A 21215-nucleotide genomic window follows, 5' to 3' on the forward strand; every position below is an offset into this window, starting at 1 on the left:
AATTCCTTTGGTAATAACCGCTGGGATTTTTGATAGATTTTTTTAAACATTGATCAGTAGTAAATATCCGGGAATGGATAACCGGAACAGGGATGGCAAGGATGGATTCTCTGTGGGGTTTGCTAGGACTGGTAATAGGAGAATAGGTAATCATATGGCTGATAGAAGATTACAAGTCTTTCATGCGGTGGCTCGGCTGTTGAGCTTCACCAAGGCAGCAGAAGTGCTGCACATGACGCAACCGGCGGTCACATTCCAGATTCGTCAGTTGGAAGATCAGTTTGACACCCGTCTGTTTGACCGGACGCATAACCGCGTCTCCCTCACAGAAGCCGGGAAAATCACATTCGAGTACTCCGAGCGTATTTTCGAGCAATACAGCGAAATGGAAAATGCCATTCGTGAAATGACGAATGACATTAGTGGTTCGTTAACCATTGGTGCGAGCACGACCATTTCCGAATACATGCTGCCGTCATTGCTGGGTGAGTTCAACTCCAAGAATCCCGATGTCAGATTGCGTTTGCGTGTTTCCAACACCGAAGGCATTGTGTCGATGGTGGAAAACAACGTGATTGATCTTGGCGTTGTCGAAGGCATGGTCAACAACAAAAACTTGCTGGTAGAAGTCTGCCGTCAAGATGATTTGGTGTTGATCGTTCCGCCGACGCACGCATTGGCAAGCAAAACTGCCGTGAAGCTGAAAGACGTGTTGGAATACCCGTTCATCTGCCGTGAAGAAGGTTCAGGCACACGTGAAGTGGTTCTTGACTACTTGTATGCCTTAGGCATGGACAAGCACGCAATGAACGCCTGTTTAGAACTGGGTAGCCCAGAAGCCGTGAAAGGTGCTGTGGAAGCCGGTATGGGTGTTTCCATCGTGTCTAGCGCCAGCATAGGCAAGGAATTGCGCCTTGGTTCACTGGTTGCTATTCCGCTTGATCCGCCATTGACCCGTGACTTCTCGTTTGTGCGCCAGCGTCAAAAGTTCAAAGTCCGTGCGATGGAAGAGTTGCTGGAGTTTGCACGCGGTTACTGCGAAAATCTCAAAAAGCAAAAGTAAATCCGTGTTGGGTACAGCTTATCTCGCTGTACCCCGGATTCTCGGTATTTAATAGGAAATCCCATGTTACCCGGTATGCCACAATCAACCGGCTCTGCCGACGAAAAGCGTCTTCGCAAGCTATACCGCGACATGAGTTCACACGATCAGGCAACCCTGATGCGGTTTGCCGAATTTCTCGCAGGCTCACCCACGCTTGACGCTGAACCCATGACCGAATTCCCCACCCCCGAAGCTATCCCCCGCGCCGAACAGGAAAGTGTTGTTAAAGCGATTAAGCGTTTGACGGCTACTTACCCGATGATTCCGCGTGAACGTTTATTGAATGAAACCTCTAGCCTAATGACCGCGCATGTGATTCATGGCAAGACTGCGACGGTGGTGATTGACGAGTTGGAAGTGATGTTTGCACAGCATTACACCACGTTGAAGACTGAATTCGAGCAAAAAGCGTAGCCAATTGTCGAACTGAAGTCCGACCTACTCTAGCCCGAACACTCGCGCTCGGATGTGTCCAATCTGATCACGCACTGATGCCGCTTGCTCAAATTCCAAATTTTTGGCGTGCTGGAACATTTTTTCTTCCAACTTTTTGATCTGCTTGAGCGCCTGATCGGGCGTTAGGCTGCGGTATTCTTCCGCCTCTTCGGCAACCTTCTTTTCCCCGCGTGTTTTGCCTTTGCCCTTGGTGGCATTGGCGTAAGCGCCTTCCATCACATCGGCAATGCGCTTGCGAATGGTTTGCGGGGTAATGCCCTGCGCTTCATTGTGGACAAGCTGTTTGGCGCGGCGGCGGCTGGTTTCGCCCATCGCCTTGCGCATCGACTCGGTGATTTTGTCGGCGTACAGAATGGCTTTGCCTTCGGAATTGCGGGCGGCGCGTCCGATGGTTTGGATCAGGGAGCGTTCGGAACGCAGGAAACCTTCCTTATCCGCATCCAAAATCGCTACCAGTGAAACTTCTGGTATATCAAGACCTTCCCGCAGCAAGTTAATGCCAATTAATGCATCGAATTCGCCTTTGCGTAAGTCGCGGATGATTTCGACGCGCTCCACGGTGTCGATGTCGGAGTGCAGGTAACGCACCTTGATATTGTGTTCCATCAGGTAATCGGTGAGGTCTTCCGCCATGCGCTTGGTCAGGGTTGTGACCAGCGTGCGCTCGTTGCGTAGAGCGCGTTCGCTGATTTCAGACATCACATTGTCGACTTGCGAGAGGATCGGGCGAACTTCGACTTCGGGGTCGACGAGTCCGGTGGGACGCACGACTTGTTCGGCGATATTGTCGGAATGTTCCAGCTCATACGTGCCGGGGGTCGCGGAAACGTGGATGGCTTGCGGAATCAGTTTCTCGAATTCGTCAAAGCGCAGTGGGCGGTTGTCGAGTGCTGAGGGCAGGCGAAAGCCGTAATCGACCAACGTGCTTTTGCGCGAATAGTCACCTTTGTACATGCCGCCGAATTGCGGGATGGTGACGTGGGCTTCGTCGATGAACACGATGGCATTGCGCGGCAGGTAATCGAACAGGCACGGCGGCGGTTCACCCGCAGGGCGTTTCGACAGGTAGCGCGAATAGTTTTCGATGCCGGAACAGTAGCCGGTTTCGACGATCATTTCGATGTCGTATTGGGTGCGTTGTTCGAGACGTTGCGCTTCGACTAGGCGGTCGTTTTCGCGCAAGACTTTGAGGCGCTCTTTGAGTTCGGCTTTGATGTAGTCGATGGCTGCCAGCAACACTTCACGCGGGGTGACGTAGTGCGTTTTTGGGTAAACCGTGAGGCGTGGCACGCGGCGTAGAACTTCGCCGGTTAGCGGATCGAAATAGCTGAGATTCTCGATTTCGTCGTCGAATAGTTCGATGCGAATCGCTTCTTTATCGGATTCGGCAGGGTGAATGTCGATGACTTCGCCGCGTACCCGAAACGTGCCGCGTTGCAGGTCAATGTCGTTGCGGGTGTATTGCATTTCCGCGAGGCGGCGCAGCAGGGTGCGTTGGTCGATGCGGTCGCCGCGCACCAATATCAGCAACATTTTCAAATACGATTCGGGGTCGCCCAAGCCGTAAATCGACGAAACCGTGGCGATAATAATGACATCTTTGCGCTCGAACAGGTTGCGCGTGGCGGAAAGGCGCATTTGTTCGATGTGGTCATTGATGGCGGAATCTTTTTCGATGTACACGTCTTTGGACGGCACATAGGCTTCGGGCTGGTAGTAGTCGAAGTACGAAACGAAGTATTCCACCGCATTGTTGGGGAAGAATTCCTTCATTTCGCCGTAAAGCTGGGCTGCCAGCGTTTTATTGTGTACCAGAATAATCGCAGGGCGTTGGGTTTGTTGGATGATGTTCGCCATCGTGAAGGTTTTGCCTGAACCCGTTACCCCCAGCAAGGTTTGGTGCAGCAAGCCGTCGTTTAAGCCGTTGACTAGCGAGCGGATGGCTTCCGGTTGGTCGCCAGCGGGCTGGTAGGTGGTGTGGAGCTGGAAGGTTTGCGCTTCAGTCATGGTGAATGCCTGCACGGATGGTTTGCAACAATTGTGCGGTGTATTCAGGCAAGGGACGTTCGATTACCCCATCCACGCGCAACTGGATCATGCGAATTGCCCCGCCAAAGATACTGGATGTTACCACCCACGGATCGAGCGCGACGAAATCACCGCTGTCGATGCCTTGACGCACGATCTGGCGCATTTTGGTAAACGGAGCGGAACGGCACGCCAACGGTTCTTCGGAAATGAATTCGGTGTGCTTGGCGTGGAACGCAAACGCGATGATATTGCGGTGGGTTTCGGTGTGTTCAAATAATTGCTGGATGATGGCGGCGCATTGCTGCCACGGCGAGGTGTGTTCTGCCATGACCGCATCCACCAATTCGTCGATTTCATTGAGAATGTGTTTGTAGAGCGCTTGCGCTACGCCTTCTTTGCCGCCGAAGTGGTTGTAAATTGAGCCGATGCTGACTTGTGCGCGTTTTTGTACTTCGTGGATGGAGACGTTGTGGTAGCCATTTTCGACAAACAAGTCTAACGCTGCGGTCAGGATACGGCAGTCAATCGGTTCGGGTAGGGTAGGACACTTCGTTAAGTACGGCATACCGACAAGCCTAGCCAATCCCCTGACAAATAGCAATTGACAGAAATGAACATTCATTCTATTTTTGAAGAATCATGATTTAGGAGTAGAACGTATGAAATGCCGTGCAGCCGTGGCGTGGGAAGCTAAAAAACCACTGGTGATTGAAGAGATTGAAGTTGAAAAGCCGCATGAAGGTGAAGTATTGCTGCGGGTGGTAGCTTCGGGCGTGTGTCATACCGATGCGTTCACGTTGTCCGGCGATGATCCTGAAGGCGCGTTTCCGTGTATCCTCGGTCACGAAGGTGGTTGTATTGTCGAAGAATGTGGCCCTGGGGTGAAAAACCTCAAGCCGGGTGATCACGTTATCCCGCTATACATTCCTGAGTGCGGCGAATGCGAATATTGCCATTCCACCAAATCGAATTTGTGCCAATCCATCGCTTCGACAGTGTGGACGGGTTACATGCCAGACCATACGCGCCGATTTACCTGTAAAGGGCAGTCGATTTACCACTACATGGGCTGTTCCACCTTCTCGGAATACACCGTTGTGCCGGAAATTGCGCTGGCGAAAATCAACCCTGCCGCGCCGCTGGATAAGGTTTGCTTGCTGGGTTGTGGTGTGACCACCGGGATTGGTGCGGTACTGAATACGGCGAGGGTTGAGCCGGGTTCTACCGTGGCGGTGTTTGGTTTGGGCGGCATCGGTTTGTCGTGCATCCAAGGCGCGGTCATGGCGAAAGCAGGGCGCATTATTGCCATCGACATCAACCCCAGCAAGTGGGCAATGGCGCAAGCATTGGGTGCTACCGATTTCGTTAATCCCAAAGACGTGAACGGTTCGATCAGCGAATACATCAAGGAAATCACCAACGGTGGCGTGGATTATTCCTTCGAGTGCATCGGCAATGTCCACGTGATGCGTGATGCGCTGGAATGTACCCACATGGGTTGGGGTGTTTCTACGGTGATTGGGGTGGCGGGGGCTGGGCAGGAAATTGCTACCCGTCCGTTCAACCTCGTGGTCGGGCGTACTTGGAAAGGCTCAGCCTTCGGCGGCGTGAAAGGGCGCACTGAATTGCCGGGTTACGTGGAGCGTTACCTGAGCGGCGAAATCGAGCTGGATAGTATGGTCACGCACACCATGCCGCTGGACGACATCAACCGCGCGTTTGATTTGATGCACAGCGGCGAAAGTATCCGTTCCGTGATTATTTTCTAAGGAATGCCTATGAAGCTGATTGAAAGTGTTAAAGAATTTGGCGGCTACCTCAACCGTTACACCCATTATTCGGTGGCGTGCCATTGTGAGATGACGTTTTCGGTGTACTTACCGCCACAGGCTGCGCACGGCAATGTGCCTGCGCTGTATTGGCTGTCGGGGTTGACCTGTACCGATGATAATTTTCGGGTGAAGGCGGGGGCGCAACGTTATGCCGCCGAGCAGGGCATTGCGCTGATCATTCCCGACACCAGCCCGCGTGGTGATGACGTGCCGGATGTGCCGGAACGTTACGATCTGGGGCAAGGGGCGGGATTCTACGTCAACGCGATTCAGCCGCCGTGGGATAAGCATTTCCGCATGTATGATTATGTGGTGGAGGAATTGCCGCATTTGGTGGAGGCAAACTTGCCGCTGATTCCGGGGCTGAAATCCATCAGCGGGCATTCAATGGGTGGGCATGGTGCGTTGATTGCTGCGCTGAAAAATCCGGGTGCTTACCGTGCGGTGTCGGCATTTGCGCCGATTTGCCATCCGCTGAATGGGGCGTGGGGTAAAGGCTGTTTCGCGGCGTATTTGGGTGAGAATACTGCATTGTGGGAAGCGTATGATGCGACGTGCTTGGTGCAGGCGGGGGCGCATGTGTCGGAGATCTTGATTGATCAAGGCACGGCGGATGAGTTTCTTAGCGAGGGGCAATTGTTGCCGGAGGTTTTTCAAGCGGCGTGTTTGCAAGCCGAGCAGCCGTTGTCATTGCGGATGCAGGCGGGGTATGACCATAGCTACCATTTCATTGCTACGTTTATCGGCGAACATATTGCTTGGCACGCTAGGGCGTTGGCATGACGTAGGGTGGGTGGAGCGTATGCGATACCCACCGCCACTGCCCACGGTCACGGCGATGATGCCTAATCCCTGAAGATGGTGGGTATCGCCTTTGGCTCCACCCACCCTACGGGATTCCCAACCACTTGTGGGTTTGCACGCTCAGTTTCCATTGCGGGTGTTGCATACAATACGCAATCGCCGCCTTGGTGTTTTGCGCTTGTGCCGTTCCATCCATTGCTTGCAGGTAGAAATGTTGGAAGTCCAGCCCTGCAAAGCGTTCCGGCATGGCGAGCGGTTGCGGGTACACCAATTTCAGTTCATTGCCATGCGTTAGCACGATCTCGCTGTCGGCTTTGGGGCTGACGCAGAGCCAGTCGATGCCTGCGGGGGCGGGTTTCGTGCCGTTGGTTTCTACCGCAATCTCGAAGTTTTCTTGGTGTAAAGCGTCGATCAGGGCTTTGTCCAATTGCAACAGCGGTTCGCCGCCGGTGAAGACGATGAAGCGGTTCATGTCTTTTTTTACACCAATCCACCATTGCTGGATGATGGCAGCCACCAAGGCTTTGGCATCGCGGAATTTGCCGCCGTTGATCCCATTCACGCCTACAAAGTCGGTGTCGCAGAAGTTGCACACGGCTTTGGCGCGGTCGGCTTCTAGCCCTGACCAGAGATTGCATCCGGCAAAGCGGCAAAAGATGGCGGGGCGACCGGCGTGGAAGCCTTCGCCTTGCAGGGTGTAGAAAATTTCTTTGACGGAATAGGTCATGAAGAATACCCCTCACCCCAACCCCTCTCCCTCAAGGGGCGAGGGGCTAAGAGCTTATTTTTCTTGCTCCCCCTCGCCCCTTGAGGGAGAGGGGGCTGGGGGGTGAGGGGTTCTTTGTAAGTCATACAGGCAATCCCGGTTCGTGTTCACCCCATGATAGCACTACGCCGCAGCCGGGTGTTTCGTAGAGGTCGATGCGGTCGAGTTGCGGCAAGCCTGCGGTGGCTTGGGTGCGTATCCAACGCGCCACGCTGGCGGGGTCGGGTTCGTCTAGCCCGGTTAGGTCGTTGAGGTTGTGGTGGTCGAGCTGTTTGTAGATGGGGTTGAATTGCGTTTTTACGTCGCCGTAATCGACTGTCCAGCCCATCACGGTGTCGAGTGGGGCGGTGAGGTGCAGGCGTAGTAAGTAGCTGTGTCCGTGTAGGCGGCGCACGCTGTCAGCGGGGTCGGCGCGGTTGAGGGTTAGGGCGCTTTCAAAGCGTTGGTCTTTCCAGATGCGGTAATGTTGCCCGTCGTAGTGGCAGCCTGCGGTGACGGTTTCGTAGACGCTGACCCATGAGAGCGCGTCGAGTTCGGGCTTGAGGCGTTCCCACAGCCATGCGGCGAGGGTTTCGCTGGTGGGGTTGTCTAAACCGGGGATGTCGTTGAGGCAGTGGTGGTGCAATTGGTCGTGCAGCGGTTGCCAGACGGCGGCAAGGCGGTCGAAGTCTACGCCCATGTCTTGCGCTTGCAGGTTTTGGTTGGCGTGGAGGATGACCTCGAAACCGTGGCCGTGCATCCGTCCGCATTGGTGTCCGGGGGCGACGTTAGGGAGGCGGTGCGCGGCTTCAAAGCGGAAGCGTCGCCAGATGTGGGCGTTGTCGGCAAGGTCGAGGTCTGCGCCTTGGTGCAAGGTGCTTTGTACGCCGACTGAGGCGACGCTGGGCAGGGCGAGGCGGGCGCGTATCCAGCGGGCGAGGTTTTCATCCGTGGGCATCGGCAGGAATTGGTTGAGGTCGTTGTAGTCGAGTGGCGCAACGCTGTGGGCGAGTTGTTGGCGTAGGGCTTCGACGGAGCTTGCACCGATGGCGCGGACTTTGGCGAGGAAGCTGTGTCCGTGCAGGCGACGGGCGGGGTGTGCGGCGGAAAGGGGAGATTGCCCTAGGGCATTTTCGACGCGGCAGGCGGCTTCAAAGGGGGCGGCGGCGACGTAAAACAGGGTTTCGTTCATGGGATGGAGGGGGCTTGCTGGGAATCAAGCGGGAATTATGGCGTAGGCGGGGGCGTTGCGCTATGTTTTCGGAGGGCATTAGCCTTGTTAGTTTTTTTGATTGGCGCGATCATCGGTATATTCGACAGGCTTGCAAAGCTGATCTATCGGCACGGGCGTGCCTGTGTGCTGCAAGAAACCACGCAATGATTTTGCTGGATAAAGTTCCTTTTCTTTGGCTTCGAGTATGACAATCTGGACGATATTGCCGTCTTTATCGTAGCTGATGTTGATGTTCCAGCCTTGCGAGACTTCACGGACAATCGGGTTATTGTTGAACCGTTGAACTAGGATGTCATCATCTTCGTAGTATTTAATGTTCATCGCTTAACTCCCTGTTGATCATAACCGTCTTTCCCTCGCATCAGACAAACTTTCCCGTGTTAGCGCATGACGGAATCATCTTTATTCGGTCTTTGAATTTGCGGATATTTATTGTCATTTGAAAAGCCAACGAGGGTGTAGAAAAACCCGAATCTGATCATCCCATCCAGACCGGTCAGTCATTTTTTTGAACACCCCAACCGGCTGGGCGTTTTTTTCACTGTTGCCAGTTTCCAACCTTCCCATAACGCCCTGAATGCCATCTGAGACGGGCAATACGGTGTGTTTTTGCGTGTTTGGCAGCATCATTTCCCCCTTCATGCGGCATACCCGTGATGTGCCAGCTTTTCGAGGTTGTGCATCAGGCAAAACAGTTTCCATTGCCCGTCCACTTTGGCTTTGCTGCGCAAGGTGAAGCGGTGCAGGCGTTTGTTGCCGCGCAAGTTCCCAAACACCGGTTCGACGGTGGCGAAGCGTTGGGTGATCATGCGCTTGCCGAGGTCGGAGTCGATTTTGGGTTTCATCAAATCGGTGTGGCTGGGGGTGTCATCGCGCTTGCCTTGCAGGAAAGTGACTTGCCGTGCGCGGGTTTTTGCCGGGTCTTTCAGGCATTGGGGACGCTGTGTACAGGGTTCACAGTCACGCAACGCCCCTTGGAAACGTACCGAAGCATAGCCATTCAGGGTACAATTTCTGCCGGTACGGTAAAGGCGTTTTCCCGCCGGGCAAAGACAATGGCTAAGGTCAGCGGCTAATTGGAAGTCGGCAGGTTTATAGGTTTTGGTTTTGCTGGGCTTGGGGCATTTGTTCGATAAGGGGTCAGGTTTTTGCTGATGCACCGTCTGATCGGCATAGCGTTCATCGCGTTTGCGGTAATCCTTGTCAGGGATGTAGGCATCAATTCCAGCATCCGCCAAGGCTTTGAGGTTGGCTTCACTGTGGTAGCCGTTGTCGGCGGTGATCACCGTTTCGGGAGTGCGCATTGAAGCGGTGGCATTGACCACGGGCATCAGCAGTTCTTGTTCCGACCCTGTGCCGTGGGCTTGGGCTTCGATAATGATTTGGTAGTGGCAATCCACGGCTGCTACGCCGGTATAACCTTGCACCACGCCTTTGCTGGTTGCCATTTTAGCGGATTCGTTGTCGGTGCGGTTGGACAGGCGGATGCCATCCTTAACCCCCTTGCGGTCTTCGGGGTTGTCCGCCAACCAATAGCGTAACTGTTTGGCTTCGTGTTGCAGGCGTTTCAGTTGTTTGGCTTCGCGCTGGGCTGCCGCCGCATCCGTTTTACTGGCATCGGCTTGTTGGTGTTTGTCGATGATCTTGGCGGCGGCTTTTTCCATGCGTTCGGCTTGGCGCAAGAAGTCAGCGCGAGTGCCAGACCTTTCTTTGCTGGCATTGGAGGGCAACTTCACCCCGTCAATGGCAAACATCTCCTTCCCGATCAAGCCTTGGCGGTCACAAATTAGCAGCACTTGGGTAAACAGTTTGGCGATCAACTCCCCGGCATTGGCGATGAAAGCCGCCAGCGTGGTGAAATGCGGCTGGCTGTCACCGGAAATCGCTATGAACAGCATATTCTCGCGGCACGCCGCTTCGATTTTGCGGCTACTGATAATGCCACGGCTGTAAGCTAACAGGATGATTTTGAGTAACACCGCTGGGTTAAATGCTGCCGCTCCCTGCACATCATTCTTATAACGCTGGTGGAAACCTTCAAGGTCGAGTTCGTGGTCAACCAAATGGCGCAGCGCATGTTCAAACGTGCCGGGGAGAATTTGGCGGTCAAAGTCCACTGCCAACAGTTTTACGCCTTGATGAATCGGTTTGTAGCGTGCCATGCCTGCTTACTCGTTCGGGTGCTTGTGATGCCTGATTATCCCACAAAATGGCGAAAAAGAGGGTTTTTCTACAGCCTCAACGTCATGTGTGACGGGCTCGGCGGGGAGTAAGTTGTCATACGCGCCAACTTAAGCCCCTAACCCCTTGTTTCCTCTTGCAAACAAGATGTGGCAACCCCACACAGATGCTTTTATCGACCAAAGTGAAAGTCCACATGAAGTTGCCACCGTTATTAGATACCCGTTTTGCCCAATTCCTGCAAGTGTTGCCTGCCGATTATCATGAACAAGCGTATGCCTTCAAAGCCTTCGCCCGTCCCCGCAAGATCAAAAGCCCGCTGCAATTGCTCCAGTTAGTGCTGGCTTACTGCGGTTTGGACTTGTCGCTACGCAGTTGCGCCGGGGAGGTCGCCCAGAGGCAGGGCTACCTCAGTGACACAGCGGTAAAAAAAGACTGGAAGCCTGTGTTCCGTGGGTAAAATCCCTGCTGGCAGGCGTATTTGGGCTAAGCGAGGTTGTCGATAGCGGCAAACTGCGTTTCATCGTCATTGATGGCTCGACCGTGCAAGAACCGGGAGCTACTGCCACGACCTATCGCCTGCACATCGCGATTGATTTGATCAACCTCAGCCTGCATCAAGTGGAAGTCACCACCGATAAAGAAGGTGAAAACCTCGATCATTACACGCTGGCAGCAGGCGATGTGGTGCTGATTGACCGGGGTTATAACCAACCCAAAACGCTTGTCCCTTTCATCGACCGGGGCGGTGACGTGGTATTACGCTACAACGCCCACAGCATGAACCTGTATGAAGATGGCAAAGGGGATGATACCGGACACCTAGTCAAAATCGACTGGTACACGCGCTTACGTAAGCTCGGTAAACGCCCCAGTTGTGTGCCGGTTTGGTTATGTCATGGCAACAAACGCATTCAGGGCTACCTTCATGCCATCCCCTTACCCGAAGAAAAGGCTGCTGAAGCCCGGCGCAAAGCCAGACAACGCGCCAAAGACAAAGGACGTAACCCCAGCACGGAAGCCCTTTGCCTGAGCGAATGGGTACTGATTTTCACGTCATTACCGCCTGAAGTGCTGTGTACCACCACCGCATCTGCACTCTATCGTGTCCGCTGGCAGGTTGAATTGGTGATCAAACGCCTCAAAAGCTTGCTGAATGTCGATGAACTACGAGCGCACAAAGGCTCAAAACTGGCTGAACTGTATCTACACGGCAAATTATTGTACGCAGCCGTGCTGGAAAAGATGACGCAAAGTCGCTTTGCCGATGCCAAACGCAAACTCGACAATCCCCGACAACTCACTGATTGGCGACTTTGGCGCACCGTCGCGGATGACCTAAAAGCAGGCATCAAAGCCTGTTTCCCTGTCGATGCCCGCTTTGGGGATGACAACATCAAGAGTTTGAGCGAACGCCCCAGAAAGCGGACGCTACAATGTTTGCCCAGCCCCATTCTTGCTCTGTTGAACCAATGCCGAGAAATGGCGTTGAGCCGTGTTTAATCAAGGGGATAGGGGCTTAAGTTGGCGCGTATGGAGTAAGTTGTTGAGACTCGTGGGCTGTCACCGCGTCCGTCATCGAATGACTTGTTGGCGTATTATTTGATAAAACTAATTACAACTTTTCCTTTGAAATCTGAATATTTCAGATTTTCTTATAGGGAAATCTAAAGTATTAGTATCTAATTTGAGTTCTACGGGAGAACGATTGTCAGAAGGGATGAAATATGTTCCTTCTATTTTTCCAGTGAATCGTTCAGTTTTGGGATCATCATTAGATCCTAATTTGGAATCATCATTAGATCCTAATATGAAAGATGCAGATCCATTAGGGGAAACATACATCTGTCCCTTTAGTGGAGTTTCTTCAACTTTCTTCTGATAACCTTTTCCATCATGAATAATAATCAAATCCCATGTTCCAATAAAACGATCGGAGCAATCTAATTTTTCTTTTACTTGTACATTTTTATTTTCTTTATCTTGTTTTTCACCACAGCCAAACAATGGCGTAAAAATAAATATTGTCATAAATACTGTTGCTACTTTAAGTTTATTAAACATATGCTTATACTCCAAATATTACTATATCTATCCGCTAATTTTAAGTATGCCATCGACAATTTATTTCTCGGTTTCGATATTTTCATAATCACTTAATTATCAAGAAACCGAATTCTCATTTGTCTATGGTATACAATAATGAACCTACTTTTCATCAGCTTCTCAAATCCGCGATGCTTTTTGTTTTTGCCCTATGCCAATGTATTAGTTAGGCAGCGTTCTGGAATATCAGAATAGACTGCCTGAATTCAATCGCTGCGCACGAGCAGCCTATCCTGTTCGTAAAGTCTTCCGCCTAGTTTGGGATTGTCGTCGCTGTCTTGCAAAACACCATACGCATCGCTGACACGCTACCGCCCTGCCACGTTAAAACCAGCATAGGGTCGGTTGCGTGTTTTTATGATTGGTATGGCATAAGTTAAGTTATCGTCAGTATTTGACGAATTGCCCGAAACTCTACCATAAGCTGACGAAAAATACCCACTTATAATGCGCCAATTCAATCACGCGACATCCGCCTCAAGAAAGCCCTTGGCGCATTCTAACAGGCGTTACGCATTCGCCTCAGCGGGTTGGGTGAAATCAACGCCTTCGTAAATGTCCGCAAGGGTCAGGGTGGTTTCCGGGCAAGGCAGCGTAATCGTCTGTTCCAATGAGTCAAACCGTGCCACATCCCAAGCGCCTTCTGCATCGCGGTAAAATAGCGTCACTTGCGGTTGATCTTGCGCCACGATCAGGTAAACCTGCAACGATGCCAGCTTTTGGTAAGCGATCAGCTTTTCGGTGAAATCCTTCCACTCCGTGGATTTGGTAGTAATAGGCTTTGGAGCGTAAGCAAATTAATCGCACCTTAAACCGCGTATCGTGCGATTATTTTGCTCTATAAATGACACACGCACGGGGATGCCATGCTGGAATTTTGGAACACTGTCCTGTTTTCCTTCGCGGTGACGGGGCCGATCTTTTTATTGCTGGGCTTGGGCGCGTGGCTGGTGCGTCTGCGGGCGGTGAATGACAATTTCGTCGAAGTCGGTTCGCGCTTGGTGTTTACCTGGGCGTTGCCTGCCTTGTTGTTTGTGAGTATCGCGAAAACCTCGATCAGCGCCACCACGAATCTGGAACTGATTGCCTACGGTTTGGTGGCAATGCTGGTATTGTTTGTGTTGACGGAATGGGCGGTAACAGCCTTGGTGCAGCCGCCAGAAGATCGCGGTGTGGTGGTGCAGGGTATTTTTCGTTCCAATATGGCGATTATTGGGCTGGCGTATTGCGTGAATGCTTACGGTGAGGTGGCGTTGGCGGCAGCGTCGTTATACGTGGGGATTTTGAGCATTTTGTTCAATATTCTGGGGGTGATTACCTTGAGCCGTTCCCTGCATAAGCACCAAGGCGTGGGGCGGATGTTGCGCAATATTGTCACCAATCCCCTGATTATCGGCATTGTATTGGCATTGCCGTTTGCATGGTGGGATGTGCGCCCGCCTGCGCTCGTGATGAAAGCCGGTGAAACTTTGGCGGATATGACCTTGCCGTTGGCGTTGCTGTGTACCGGCGCATCCTTGGATTTTCATACCCTGAAACAGGAATTCAGCAACACCATGCTGGCGAGTCTGAGCAAGTTGGTGGCGATTCCGTTGCTGTTTACGCTGGGCGGCTGGTGGTGGGGGTTTCGCGGCATGGATTTGGGCATTCTGTTGCTGATGTCGTCCGCACCCACAGCGGCAGCGAGTTACGTGATGGCTCGTGCTATGGGTGGCAATGCCACACTCGCGGCGAATACGGTGGCGTTGACGACCTTGGGTTCCTTGCTAACCACGAGTGTGGGGATTGTGCTATTACAAAGCAGAGGATTAATGTGATGGGTGAAGTATCAATGGCGCGAGTGGATTGCCGTACTTTTGTAGAATTTTGTCAGGGGCATCATGCTCACGCCTGCTCCATTCCCGTGGAGGAATTACCGGCCCGAATGCACGAACTCCCCAAAACCAGCGAACCCTTGATCGTGTACGCCAATGGCGCTGCGCTACCACAGGCAACCGCATTCCTCACCAGCAAAGGCTATCAAGTGGCGCAAGCAATCGAATGGACGCTGCCATTAGCGGTAAGCTTACAAGCCGCTGGCTTATGGCAAAGCGGTGCGCACTCACAACGCTTGTGGCAACCCGCACCCTTGATTGCGCGTTTCGTCAGCGAATTCATGCCCACTCACCAGATTCAGCCGGGGCAGGGTTTGGATATTGGCTGCGGGGCAGGGCGCGATATGGTGTATCTCGCGATGCACGGCTGGCAGATGATCGGCATCGACTACATTCCCGGCGCATTGCAACGCGCACAGCAATTGGCAAGCAGCCAACACGTCGCGGTAACGACGCTGCAATTGGATTTGGAAACCGGGCAAGACCCGTTCGGTGCGTTTGCCGATGGGCAGTTTGCGTTGATCACCTTGGCACGTTACTTACACCGCCCGCTGTTCCCTTGGCTGAAGCGCCTGCTTAAACCCGGTGGCATTCTGATTTACCAAACCTTTATGCAAGGTTCAGAAAAATTCGGCAGCCCGCGCAACCCCAATTTCTTGCTGAAACCGGGGGAGCTGGCGCAGGTGTTTGCGCATACCGACATTCTGTTGGATACGGTGGAAACACTGGACGATGGTCGCCCGGTGTCGGCGTTTATCTGTCGGCAGGTGGCAGACTGTCTCTAATCGTGTCCAATGGCACTTCGATCAAATTTGGCACATCCAGCGTGAAGGTGTTGCCATTATTGTCCGCATCGGTAGCGGGTACTTCAAAGGTAACGCTAGGCGTTGGTACGGGTTGTGGTGCAACCGCCGGGTTATCAAGCTGTACCGGCGGCAATTCGGTGGCGGCACTGCGTACTGGAACGTCGGGGGAAACGCGCACTTCGACGGGGGCATTATTCGCGGCGGCAGCGGCTGCGGCAGCCGCCGCTTCAGCGGCTTCAGGGTTTTCACGTTCCTGATCGGGCGCAATGACGGGGGCGGCGACAGGCGGCGTTGCGCTAAGGTTATTGGTCACAGGTGTCGGCGCAACAGGTTCTGGTTTAGCGGGTTTTTCTGGCTTGACCGCAACCGCAGGCGGCGCTTCGGGTTCGGTGCCGGGGGTGAAAATGCCCATGGCTAAGGTTTCACGGTAACGTTTTTCCAAGGCAATTTGCGCTTCGACGCGCTTATCGAGTTGGTATTTGCCGATGAGTGCTTGGCTGTCATTCAGGGCGGTGCGGGCTTTTTCGGTATCACGTTTGCGTAAGTGGGTACTGGCGGCTTCTTGTTGGGCATCCACGACTTTTTCCAGCAGTGCCAGCGCTTCGGGGTGATCCGGGGTTTTTTCCAATAACAAGCTTAAATAGGCAATGGCGCTGTCACTGCGGTCATCGCCCCGACTTAAGTTGCCGTAATCAATGGCTTCGCGGGCGCGGGCTAAATTGTCGGTGTCAGCGGTGGGCGCGTTGGTGTCTGGCGTGGGTGTGGGTTCTGGAGCGGTGATAGTCGCGGCAGTGGTGGCAGGGATTTCAGGAGTTTCTGGCTCTGGCTCCGGTGCTAACGCTTGTTTGCGTTGCGCTTGACCGAGAGCAGATTCCAGGCTGACTTGACGTTTTAAGCTGTCAGCCAGGGTGAATTCGGTAATCAAACGGTCAGCGCTGTGCAGCAGTGTGCTGGCTTCATCGAGTTTGCCGGTGTTTAACAGGGTTTCGGCTTCAGCGTGTTGCTGATTGATGAGTTGCGCTAACAGGGTTTGCGTTTGGGTATTGTCGGGTTCGAGCGCAATGGCTTGGCGCAAATAGTCCAATGCGGCGGGATTATCGGGGTTGTTGCTAAGCAGCTTGCCTTGCAGGATGGCATCGGCGGCTTGGGCTTGTAAGTTGCGCAGATTCTTGGATGCGGCGAGTTTGCTTTGATTCGCAGCCTCAGCAGCGGCTACCTCATTCGCCGCTTCTTCCTTTGTAGCTTCTTCACGGCGGCGTTCGGTTGCTGCCGCTACGCTTTCTTGATCGAGTGCGGGGGGAATAGCTTCTTCGTTGATTTGATTCGCAGCCTCAGCAGCGGCTACCTCATTCGCCGCTTCTTCCTTTGTAGCTTCTTCACGGCGGCGTTCGGTTGCTGCCGCTACGCTTTCTTGATCGAGTGCGGGGGGAATAGCTTCTTCGTTGATCAGTGCAGCGCTTTCGGTGGTACTGCGAGGCGCTGTGCCGGTGTCAGGCGGGGTCAGTTCTAGCTCAGTTGTGCGTGTAGCGGCGGGTTCTTCCGGCGCATTGCTCCAACTGGAAAGTAGCTGGTAAGTGGTGAGCGCCACCGCACCGGCAGCGACCAAGCCCGCGAGTGGCAACAGCAGCTTTTTTTGTTGCTTGCGTTGCAAGGTATTCAACAGTGCGGTCGGGGTTTTTTGCCGAGCAGTCCGTTTCAGGTTTAACCCTTGTTGCAGTGCCGCCCAAGTATCGGGGCGTAGTTTGCGGATGCTGCTGGGGGCGGCGTTACGTACCGTGGCTTCGAGGGTGCTGTGTTTACCGAAGGGTGCGCTGCCTTGCAGGAGGTGGTAAGCCAAGCACGCGATTGAAAACGTGTCATCTTCCGGCGTTGGGGTGTCGCCGAGCAAAACTTCCGGGCTAATGTAACCCGAACGCAGGGTTTGGCGGGTACGTTCGCTGGAATTATTGTTATAGCTCATCCGCAAGGCGGCAGCGACGGGGGCGGTCAGTAAGCAGGGGGATTTGTCATTGAGTAGAATGGCATTCGGTTCTAAATACCCAAACACCCCATCGGGGCGCTGGTTGGCAAATAAATGACTGATGCCATCCAGTAATTCCAGCGCTTCGGGCAGTGGCATTCCCCGGTCATCGAGTTCGGTTAAACGTTCGGATAACAACATGCCGCCATTATTGCGCATCACCAGCCAGCGCGTGCCATCCGCACTTTTACCATCGTCGGTGATATGCGGCATACCGAGGGTGGGTTTTTGATACGCGGGTAACACATGCCCCAAGACTTGTTCAAACACCGGGTCTTGTGCCAAGGCGGGCAGCAGGGTAAAGGCTAAAACGTTGGCTTGTTCGCCATTGCTTTGCTGTTGTTTGAGGTCTTGTGCCCAATACAGTTTGCCCAGCGCAGTCTCTGCCATGCAGCGCCGCAGGGCATAACGCTCCTGAAGGATGGGCAAAGATTGCGTGGTGTTGGCATCCACAGAGGGTTGGTTTGAAAATGGCATAATGCAAAAGCTCCCGCGAATCACCGCCGGTTATTCCAGAAATGCGGCGATTATAGAGGATTACTTCGCTTTGAGCACATCTTCATGGAATAACTGCCCCACGGCCTCCAACGCAATCAGTTCGTCGGCATCGCCGGTGATGCTCGTGACCATGTGCGGCGGCACGAATGCACCCGCACCCAGTGCTTTGGGGGCGACGATTTGTTGCGCCGCTTGCAACTCTGGCGCGATGGCGGCTCGTAAGGCTGCATACGATTCATAATTGCGCCGCACTTTGGCTACCAGCGTATCAAACAGCATCACCAGCGGCGGTGGCGGCGGATTACTGCGGCTAAAGCCCATCGAATGGAAAATGCCCGGTTTCAACCACAACAGCAATTCGGCTTGCGCGTTGGACACTTCCCAAGTTTCACGCCCATTACGCGGGATAGCTGTTTTGATGAAATGTTCGATCATGTCTGCCACATCCCACGGGCGGAAAACTAGCCCACCACCAGCCAAGGGTCTGCCGGGGAGACGGTCTTTGAGCGCTGCCAGCCACGCGGGGGCGGGTTCCATATCCACCAAACGGTTTTGTTCGGCATTTTGCATAAAGCCATCCGTGCCATTGCCGTAGTAGTCTAAATATTTGCCATTGCGCCAAAAGGCTTCGCCTTCATTGAGCAGGGTGCTGACGTTTGCCCATTTATCTGCCCCAAACAGGGCGCTGACGCTGGCTTGGTTGAGCGGGGCATTTAAGCCGAGATTCAGGGCGAGGTGCATCCCCGCCTCCGAGCAATACACTTGTTCGGCTTGGCTGTGCAAGGTAGCCAGTGCGCTGCGGCTGCCCAGCACAGCATTCAGCACATTGCTGCCAAATTCCATCACCTTGGCGTAGCTATTGGTCATCAAGTTGTCATTGCCGTTGTAGTCGGGCGGGAATTTAGTCACTTTCTGCAACAGCATTGACCACGTGCGCACATTGTTGACGTAAGCGCGTTGTTCGGCGGGGGAAATATCGCCGAGAAACCGGATACGCCACAGCAAAGCTGGGTAATCTTTCGGATTCACATGCCCAGCCGAATGTTGGTTGGCGTAGCTGCGTGGGCTGTCGGTGGCGACCATGCCGCTGGCTACCCCGATGTAATTGCGCACATGGGTAATGCTGAATTTGAGCATTTCCAAGCCTTTTTCCTCATTGTGGAACACGGATTGCACAATGTGGCGATTGCCAGGATTGTGGTGTGAGGAGCCTAAATACCATTCGCCGGGCTGGATAAAACGCAACAGGTCGCGCTGCTTGGTTTTCCAGACATTTTGGTAGGCAATCAGGCGCAAATCTTTGTCGCTGTGGATATGGGTGGGGACTTCTTCCCATTTCCCGCCGACTTCAATGAGTTTGGTAACGAGGCTGCGCTCGGTTTTTAAAGTGGGGTCTTTCCACAAGGTTTGCGCGGCGGTGGGGTTGATGGTGTAGGCGGAGGCGGGTAGTGGGCGGTCGTAACGGGCTTGCGGATTTTGTGTGTACCAAGCATTCGCTGCTGCCAAGGTTTGATCGGCGAGTCGTGACATATGTTTCTCCCTCGTGTGGTTGCCCTATCGCCTGAGTATAGTGCAGCATTTCAGCATGAGGGTTGCCAGCGGGAACGTTTTAGCGCAATTTTGCCATTGGTTTGATGCCAATGGCATAAATGCGCTGGTATTTGCTCAGGCAGCGGTCTCAACGGGTTCGGATTGTTCGATGGCATGTACCAACTGTGGGATTTGCGATAGCGCGGGTGCGCCGTCCATCAGCAATGCAATCGGCATGACCTCGAAGATTTCTTCCGGGCTTGCGCCAAATTCGCGAGCAGCTTTGACGTGCATATCAATCAATCGGGCGTCTTGTTGCACCAAAGCAATGCCTAGACCGACCAATTCGCGGCAACGGCGATCAATGCAGCCTTTGCTGAGGGAAAATTCACGCCATGAATCGACCCACGCTTTCCAGAGTTCGGTGTTGTGATGTTCAGGGCTGGCTTGCGAGTAAAGTGCCACGCGGCGGACTTGCAGCATCTCGGTATCGGTTGCACCGAGTTTGAGGGCGGCTTGGGTGTGAATGTCGATGCAGCGATGGCAGTCTTTAGCGAGGGCAATGCCTAGCGTAATCAACTCTTTATGCTTGCGATCCAGTGCGCCTTTTTTGGTACTTTCTTGCGAAAGCTCACCAATAATTTCCAAAAATTCGCCTAGCCCGTAAGTGCGTGCGCGTTTGAGTGAGGCGATGAAGTCGTTATCTACCATGGTTGTTGATCCTTTTTTGTTGCAGTGCAAAACAAACTGTACCACAGAACGCTCTGTATGCATTAAGTTGTCTGCTAAGCGTCATGAAAGTGTCAAACTAACAGCAAGTAGTGTGCCAAGGAGAACCCCTCACCCCTTGAGGGTGAAGGGTAACAGTGGAATTATTCGACGATAGAAACTTTATTCATCAGAATAGGTTGCACTGGCACGTCACCGTGCGGGCCGAAGTTGCCCGTTTTTACGCCAACAATCGCATCTACCACATCCATGCCTTCGACGACTTTACCGAAGACCGCGTAGCCCCAGCCTTGTGCGGTTTCAGAACGGAAGTTCAGGAAATCGTTGTTACTGACGTTGATGAAGAATTGTGAAGAAGCGGAATGCGGGTCGTTAGTACGCGCCATTGCCACGGTGCCACGGTCATTTTTCAAGCCGTTGTTGGCTTCGTTTTTGACAGGTGGGCGCTTGTCCGCTTTTTCTTTCATGGTTTCGTTCATGCCGCCGCCTTGCACCATGAAGCCGGGGATGACGCGGTGGAAAATAGTCCCTTCGTAAAAACCTTCTTTGACATAAGCCAGAATGTTTTCAACCGTTTTGGGTGCAGCGGCGGCATCCAATTCGATTTTGATGTTGCCTTTGGTGGTTTCAATCAGAATAGTCGACATTTTATCTCCAGAAGTGGGTGTTCCTGCGGCTTTTTCCTCGGCGTGGCTGCTCAAGGTAGCAAAGCTCAGTAACATGGCAAAAAGTGTAATAAAGAAACGTTTCATGCGGTATGCCCCGTGTTGTTGTTGATAATCAAGCGATGCGCATAATACCGCGCACCGCCCGATTTTTCCAACGTATTACGGCAGTTCAACTTTGGGGGCGGGTTGCCAGCCTGCTTGACGGTGTTCGACGATCACGGTGGTGTAAACGCCGCCGCGTACATTCCACACCCCGGTCAGGCGCATAAAGCGTGGGTCAGTGGCGGCAACCAGATCTTCCAGAATTTTGTTGGTCACGGCTTCGTGGAATGCGCCTTCTTCGCGGTAACTCCACATGTACAGTTTGAGGGATTTCAGCTCAACGCATTTGGTATTCGCGACGTATTCGATTTTGAATTGCGCGAAATCCGGCTGCCCGGTTTTGGGGCAAATGCAGGTGAATTCGGGCAAATCAATGCGAATGGTGTAATCGCGTTGCGGGTTAGGGTTGGGGAAGGTGTCGAGTTCTTTGCTGGGGTATGTAGACATGGTTGCTCCTAAAGTGTCCCGATGAACAGTCGGGTGGATGTTGAAAA

At 53.3% G+C, this 21215-nt stretch carries 21 protein-coding genes; 8 read left to right on the forward strand and 13 right to left on the reverse strand.

Annotation, left to right across the window (positions count from 1 at the left end):
- Nucleotides 1-154 precede the first annotated feature (154 nt).
- Both HMY34_RS17675 and HMY34_RS17680 read left to right on the forward strand, forming a co-directional pair.
- Nucleotides 155-1063 (forward strand): selenium metabolism-associated LysR family transcriptional regulator, encoded by a 909-nt coding sequence (locus HMY34_RS17675; protein WP_202716743.1) that lies wholly within the window; start codon nt 155-157, stop codon nt 1061-1063.
- Nucleotides 1064-1126: 63 nt separating this feature from the next.
- Entirely contained in the window at nt 1127-1519 is a 393-nt protein-coding gene (locus HMY34_RS17680; protein WP_202716744.1) for a hypothetical protein, read from the forward strand.
- Nucleotides 1520-1543: 24 nt separating this feature from the next.
- Here HMY34_RS17680 and uvrB read toward each other — a convergent pair whose 3' ends face one another.
- Together uvrB and HMY34_RS17690 are read right to left on the reverse strand one after the other, a co-directional pair.
- Nucleotides 1544-3568 (reverse strand): excinuclease ABC subunit UvrB, encoded by a 2025-nt coding sequence (gene uvrB / locus HMY34_RS17685; RefSeq protein ID WP_202716745.1) that lies wholly within the window; start codon nt 3566-3568, stop codon nt 1544-1546.
- A complete protein-coding gene (locus tag HMY34_RS17690; RefSeq protein WP_202716746.1) occupies nt 3561-4157 on the reverse strand; it encodes a TetR/AcrR family transcriptional regulator in 597 nt (198 codons plus the stop codon). Before HMY34_RS17690 ends, uvrB begins: the two co-directional genes overlap by 8 nt.
- Before the next feature lie 94 nt (nt 4158-4251).
- Here HMY34_RS17690 and HMY34_RS17695 point away from each other — a divergent pair, with 94 nt between their 5' ends.
- Together HMY34_RS17695 and fghA are read left to right on the forward strand one after the other, a co-directional pair.
- The gene (locus HMY34_RS17695; RefSeq protein ID WP_202716747.1) at nt 4252-5361 is read left to right on the forward strand and encodes an S-(hydroxymethyl)glutathione dehydrogenase/class III alcohol dehydrogenase; all 1110 of its coding nucleotides are present in this window, start codon (nt 4252-4254) and stop codon (nt 5359-5361) included.
- A gap of 9 nt (nt 5362-5370) precedes the next feature.
- Nucleotides 5371-6207, forward strand: coding sequence for an S-formylglutathione hydrolase (gene fghA, locus HMY34_RS17700; RefSeq protein ID WP_202716748.1), 837 nt, complete (start codon nt 5371-5373; stop codon nt 6205-6207).
- Nucleotides 6208-6313: 106 nt separating this feature from the next.
- Here fghA and queE read toward each other — a convergent pair whose 3' ends face one another.
- The 4 genes from queE to HMY34_RS17720 all read right to left on the reverse strand — a co-directional run bounded on the left by queE (nt 6314) and on the right by HMY34_RS17720 (nt 10369).
- Nucleotides 6314-6955, reverse strand: a complete 642-nt coding sequence (gene queE, locus HMY34_RS17705; RefSeq protein ID WP_202716749.1) for a 7-carboxy-7-deazaguanine synthase — start codon at nt 6953-6955, stop codon at nt 6314-6316.
- Nucleotides 6956-7076: 121 nt separating this feature from the next.
- Nucleotides 7077-8165, reverse strand: a complete 1089-nt coding sequence (locus tag HMY34_RS20410; RefSeq protein WP_202716750.1) for a 6-carboxytetrahydropterin synthase — start codon at nt 8163-8165, stop codon at nt 7077-7079.
- An 87-nt stretch (nt 8166-8252) separates the two neighbouring features.
- The gene (locus HMY34_RS20295; RefSeq protein WP_228287905.1) at nt 8253-8528 is read right to left on the reverse strand and encodes a DUF2283 domain-containing protein; all 276 of its coding nucleotides are present in this window, start codon (nt 8526-8528) and stop codon (nt 8253-8255) included.
- 317 nt (nt 8529-8845) lie between these two features.
- Nucleotides 8846-10369: a transposase gene (locus HMY34_RS17720; protein WP_202716751.1), complete on the reverse strand. Its 1524-nt coding sequence runs from the start codon at nt 10367-10369 to the stop codon at nt 8846-8848.
- Between the two features lie 185 nt (nt 10370-10554).
- Between HMY34_RS17720 and HMY34_RS17725 the strand changes: the two genes are divergently transcribed.
- Nucleotides 10555-10848 (forward strand): hypothetical protein, encoded by a 294-nt coding sequence (locus HMY34_RS17725; RefSeq protein WP_202716752.1) that lies wholly within the window; start codon nt 10555-10557, stop codon nt 10846-10848.
- A gap of 62 nt (nt 10849-10910) precedes the next feature.
- A complete protein-coding gene (locus tag HMY34_RS17730; RefSeq protein ID WP_228288064.1) occupies nt 10911-11891 on the forward strand; it encodes a transposase in 981 nt (326 codons plus the stop codon).
- Between the two features lie 108 nt (nt 11892-11999).
- On the opposite strand, the gene HMY34_RS17735 is transcribed toward HMY34_RS17730, so the two are convergent.
- Nucleotides 12000-12452: a hypothetical protein gene (locus tag HMY34_RS17735; RefSeq protein ID WP_202716754.1), complete on the reverse strand. Its 453-nt coding sequence runs from the start codon at nt 12450-12452 to the stop codon at nt 12000-12002.
- A 551-nt stretch (nt 12453-13003) separates the two neighbouring features.
- Entirely contained in the window at nt 13004-13270 is a 267-nt protein-coding gene (locus HMY34_RS17740; RefSeq protein WP_202719240.1) for a Uma2 family endonuclease, read from the reverse strand.
- 90 nt (nt 13271-13360) lie between these two features.
- Here HMY34_RS17740 and HMY34_RS17745 point away from each other — a divergent pair, with 90 nt between their 5' ends.
- The gene (locus HMY34_RS17745; RefSeq protein ID WP_202716755.1) at nt 13361-14311 is read left to right on the forward strand and encodes an AEC family transporter; all 951 of its coding nucleotides are present in this window, start codon (nt 13361-13363) and stop codon (nt 14309-14311) included.
- On the forward strand, nt 14311-15153 hold the full coding sequence (locus HMY34_RS17750; protein ID WP_228287906.1) for a methyltransferase domain-containing protein: 843 nt from the start codon (nt 14311-14313) through the stop codon (nt 15151-15153). The genes HMY34_RS17745 and HMY34_RS17750 overlap by 1 nt, the downstream gene beginning before the upstream one ends.
- Here the strand turns inward: HMY34_RS17750 and HMY34_RS17755 are convergent.
- The 5 genes from HMY34_RS17755 to queF form a co-directional block, all read right to left on the reverse strand.
- Nucleotides 15122-17671, reverse strand: coding sequence for a hypothetical protein (locus tag HMY34_RS17755; protein ID WP_202716756.1), 2550 nt, complete (start codon nt 17669-17671; stop codon nt 15122-15124). The two genes, HMY34_RS17750 and HMY34_RS17755, sit on opposite strands and share 32 nt — an antisense overlap.
- 60 nt (nt 17672-17731) lie before the next feature.
- On the reverse strand, nt 17732-19222 hold the full coding sequence (locus HMY34_RS17760) for a hypothetical protein (RefSeq protein WP_202716757.1): 1491 nt from the start codon (nt 19220-19222) through the stop codon (nt 17732-17734).
- A 135-nt stretch (nt 19223-19357) separates the two neighbouring features.
- Complete coding sequence (locus tag HMY34_RS17765) at nt 19358-19933, reverse strand: carboxymuconolactone decarboxylase family protein (RefSeq protein WP_202716758.1); 576 nt, start codon at nt 19931-19933, stop codon at nt 19358-19360.
- 161 nt (nt 19934-20094) lie between these two features.
- Nucleotides 20095-20703: a peptidylprolyl isomerase gene (locus HMY34_RS17770; RefSeq protein WP_407701840.1), complete on the reverse strand. Its 609-nt coding sequence runs from the start codon at nt 20701-20703 to the stop codon at nt 20095-20097.
- A 75-nt stretch (nt 20704-20778) separates the two neighbouring features.
- Nucleotides 20779-21168, reverse strand: a complete 390-nt coding sequence (gene queF / locus HMY34_RS17775) for a preQ(1) synthase (RefSeq protein WP_202716759.1) — start codon at nt 21166-21168, stop codon at nt 20779-20781.
- Between the last annotated feature and the right edge of the window lie 47 nt (nt 21169-21215).

The organism is Thiothrix subterranea (assembly GCF_016772315.1).
Lineage (GTDB): Bacteria > Pseudomonadota > Gammaproteobacteria > Thiotrichales > Thiotrichaceae > Thiothrix > Thiothrix subterranea.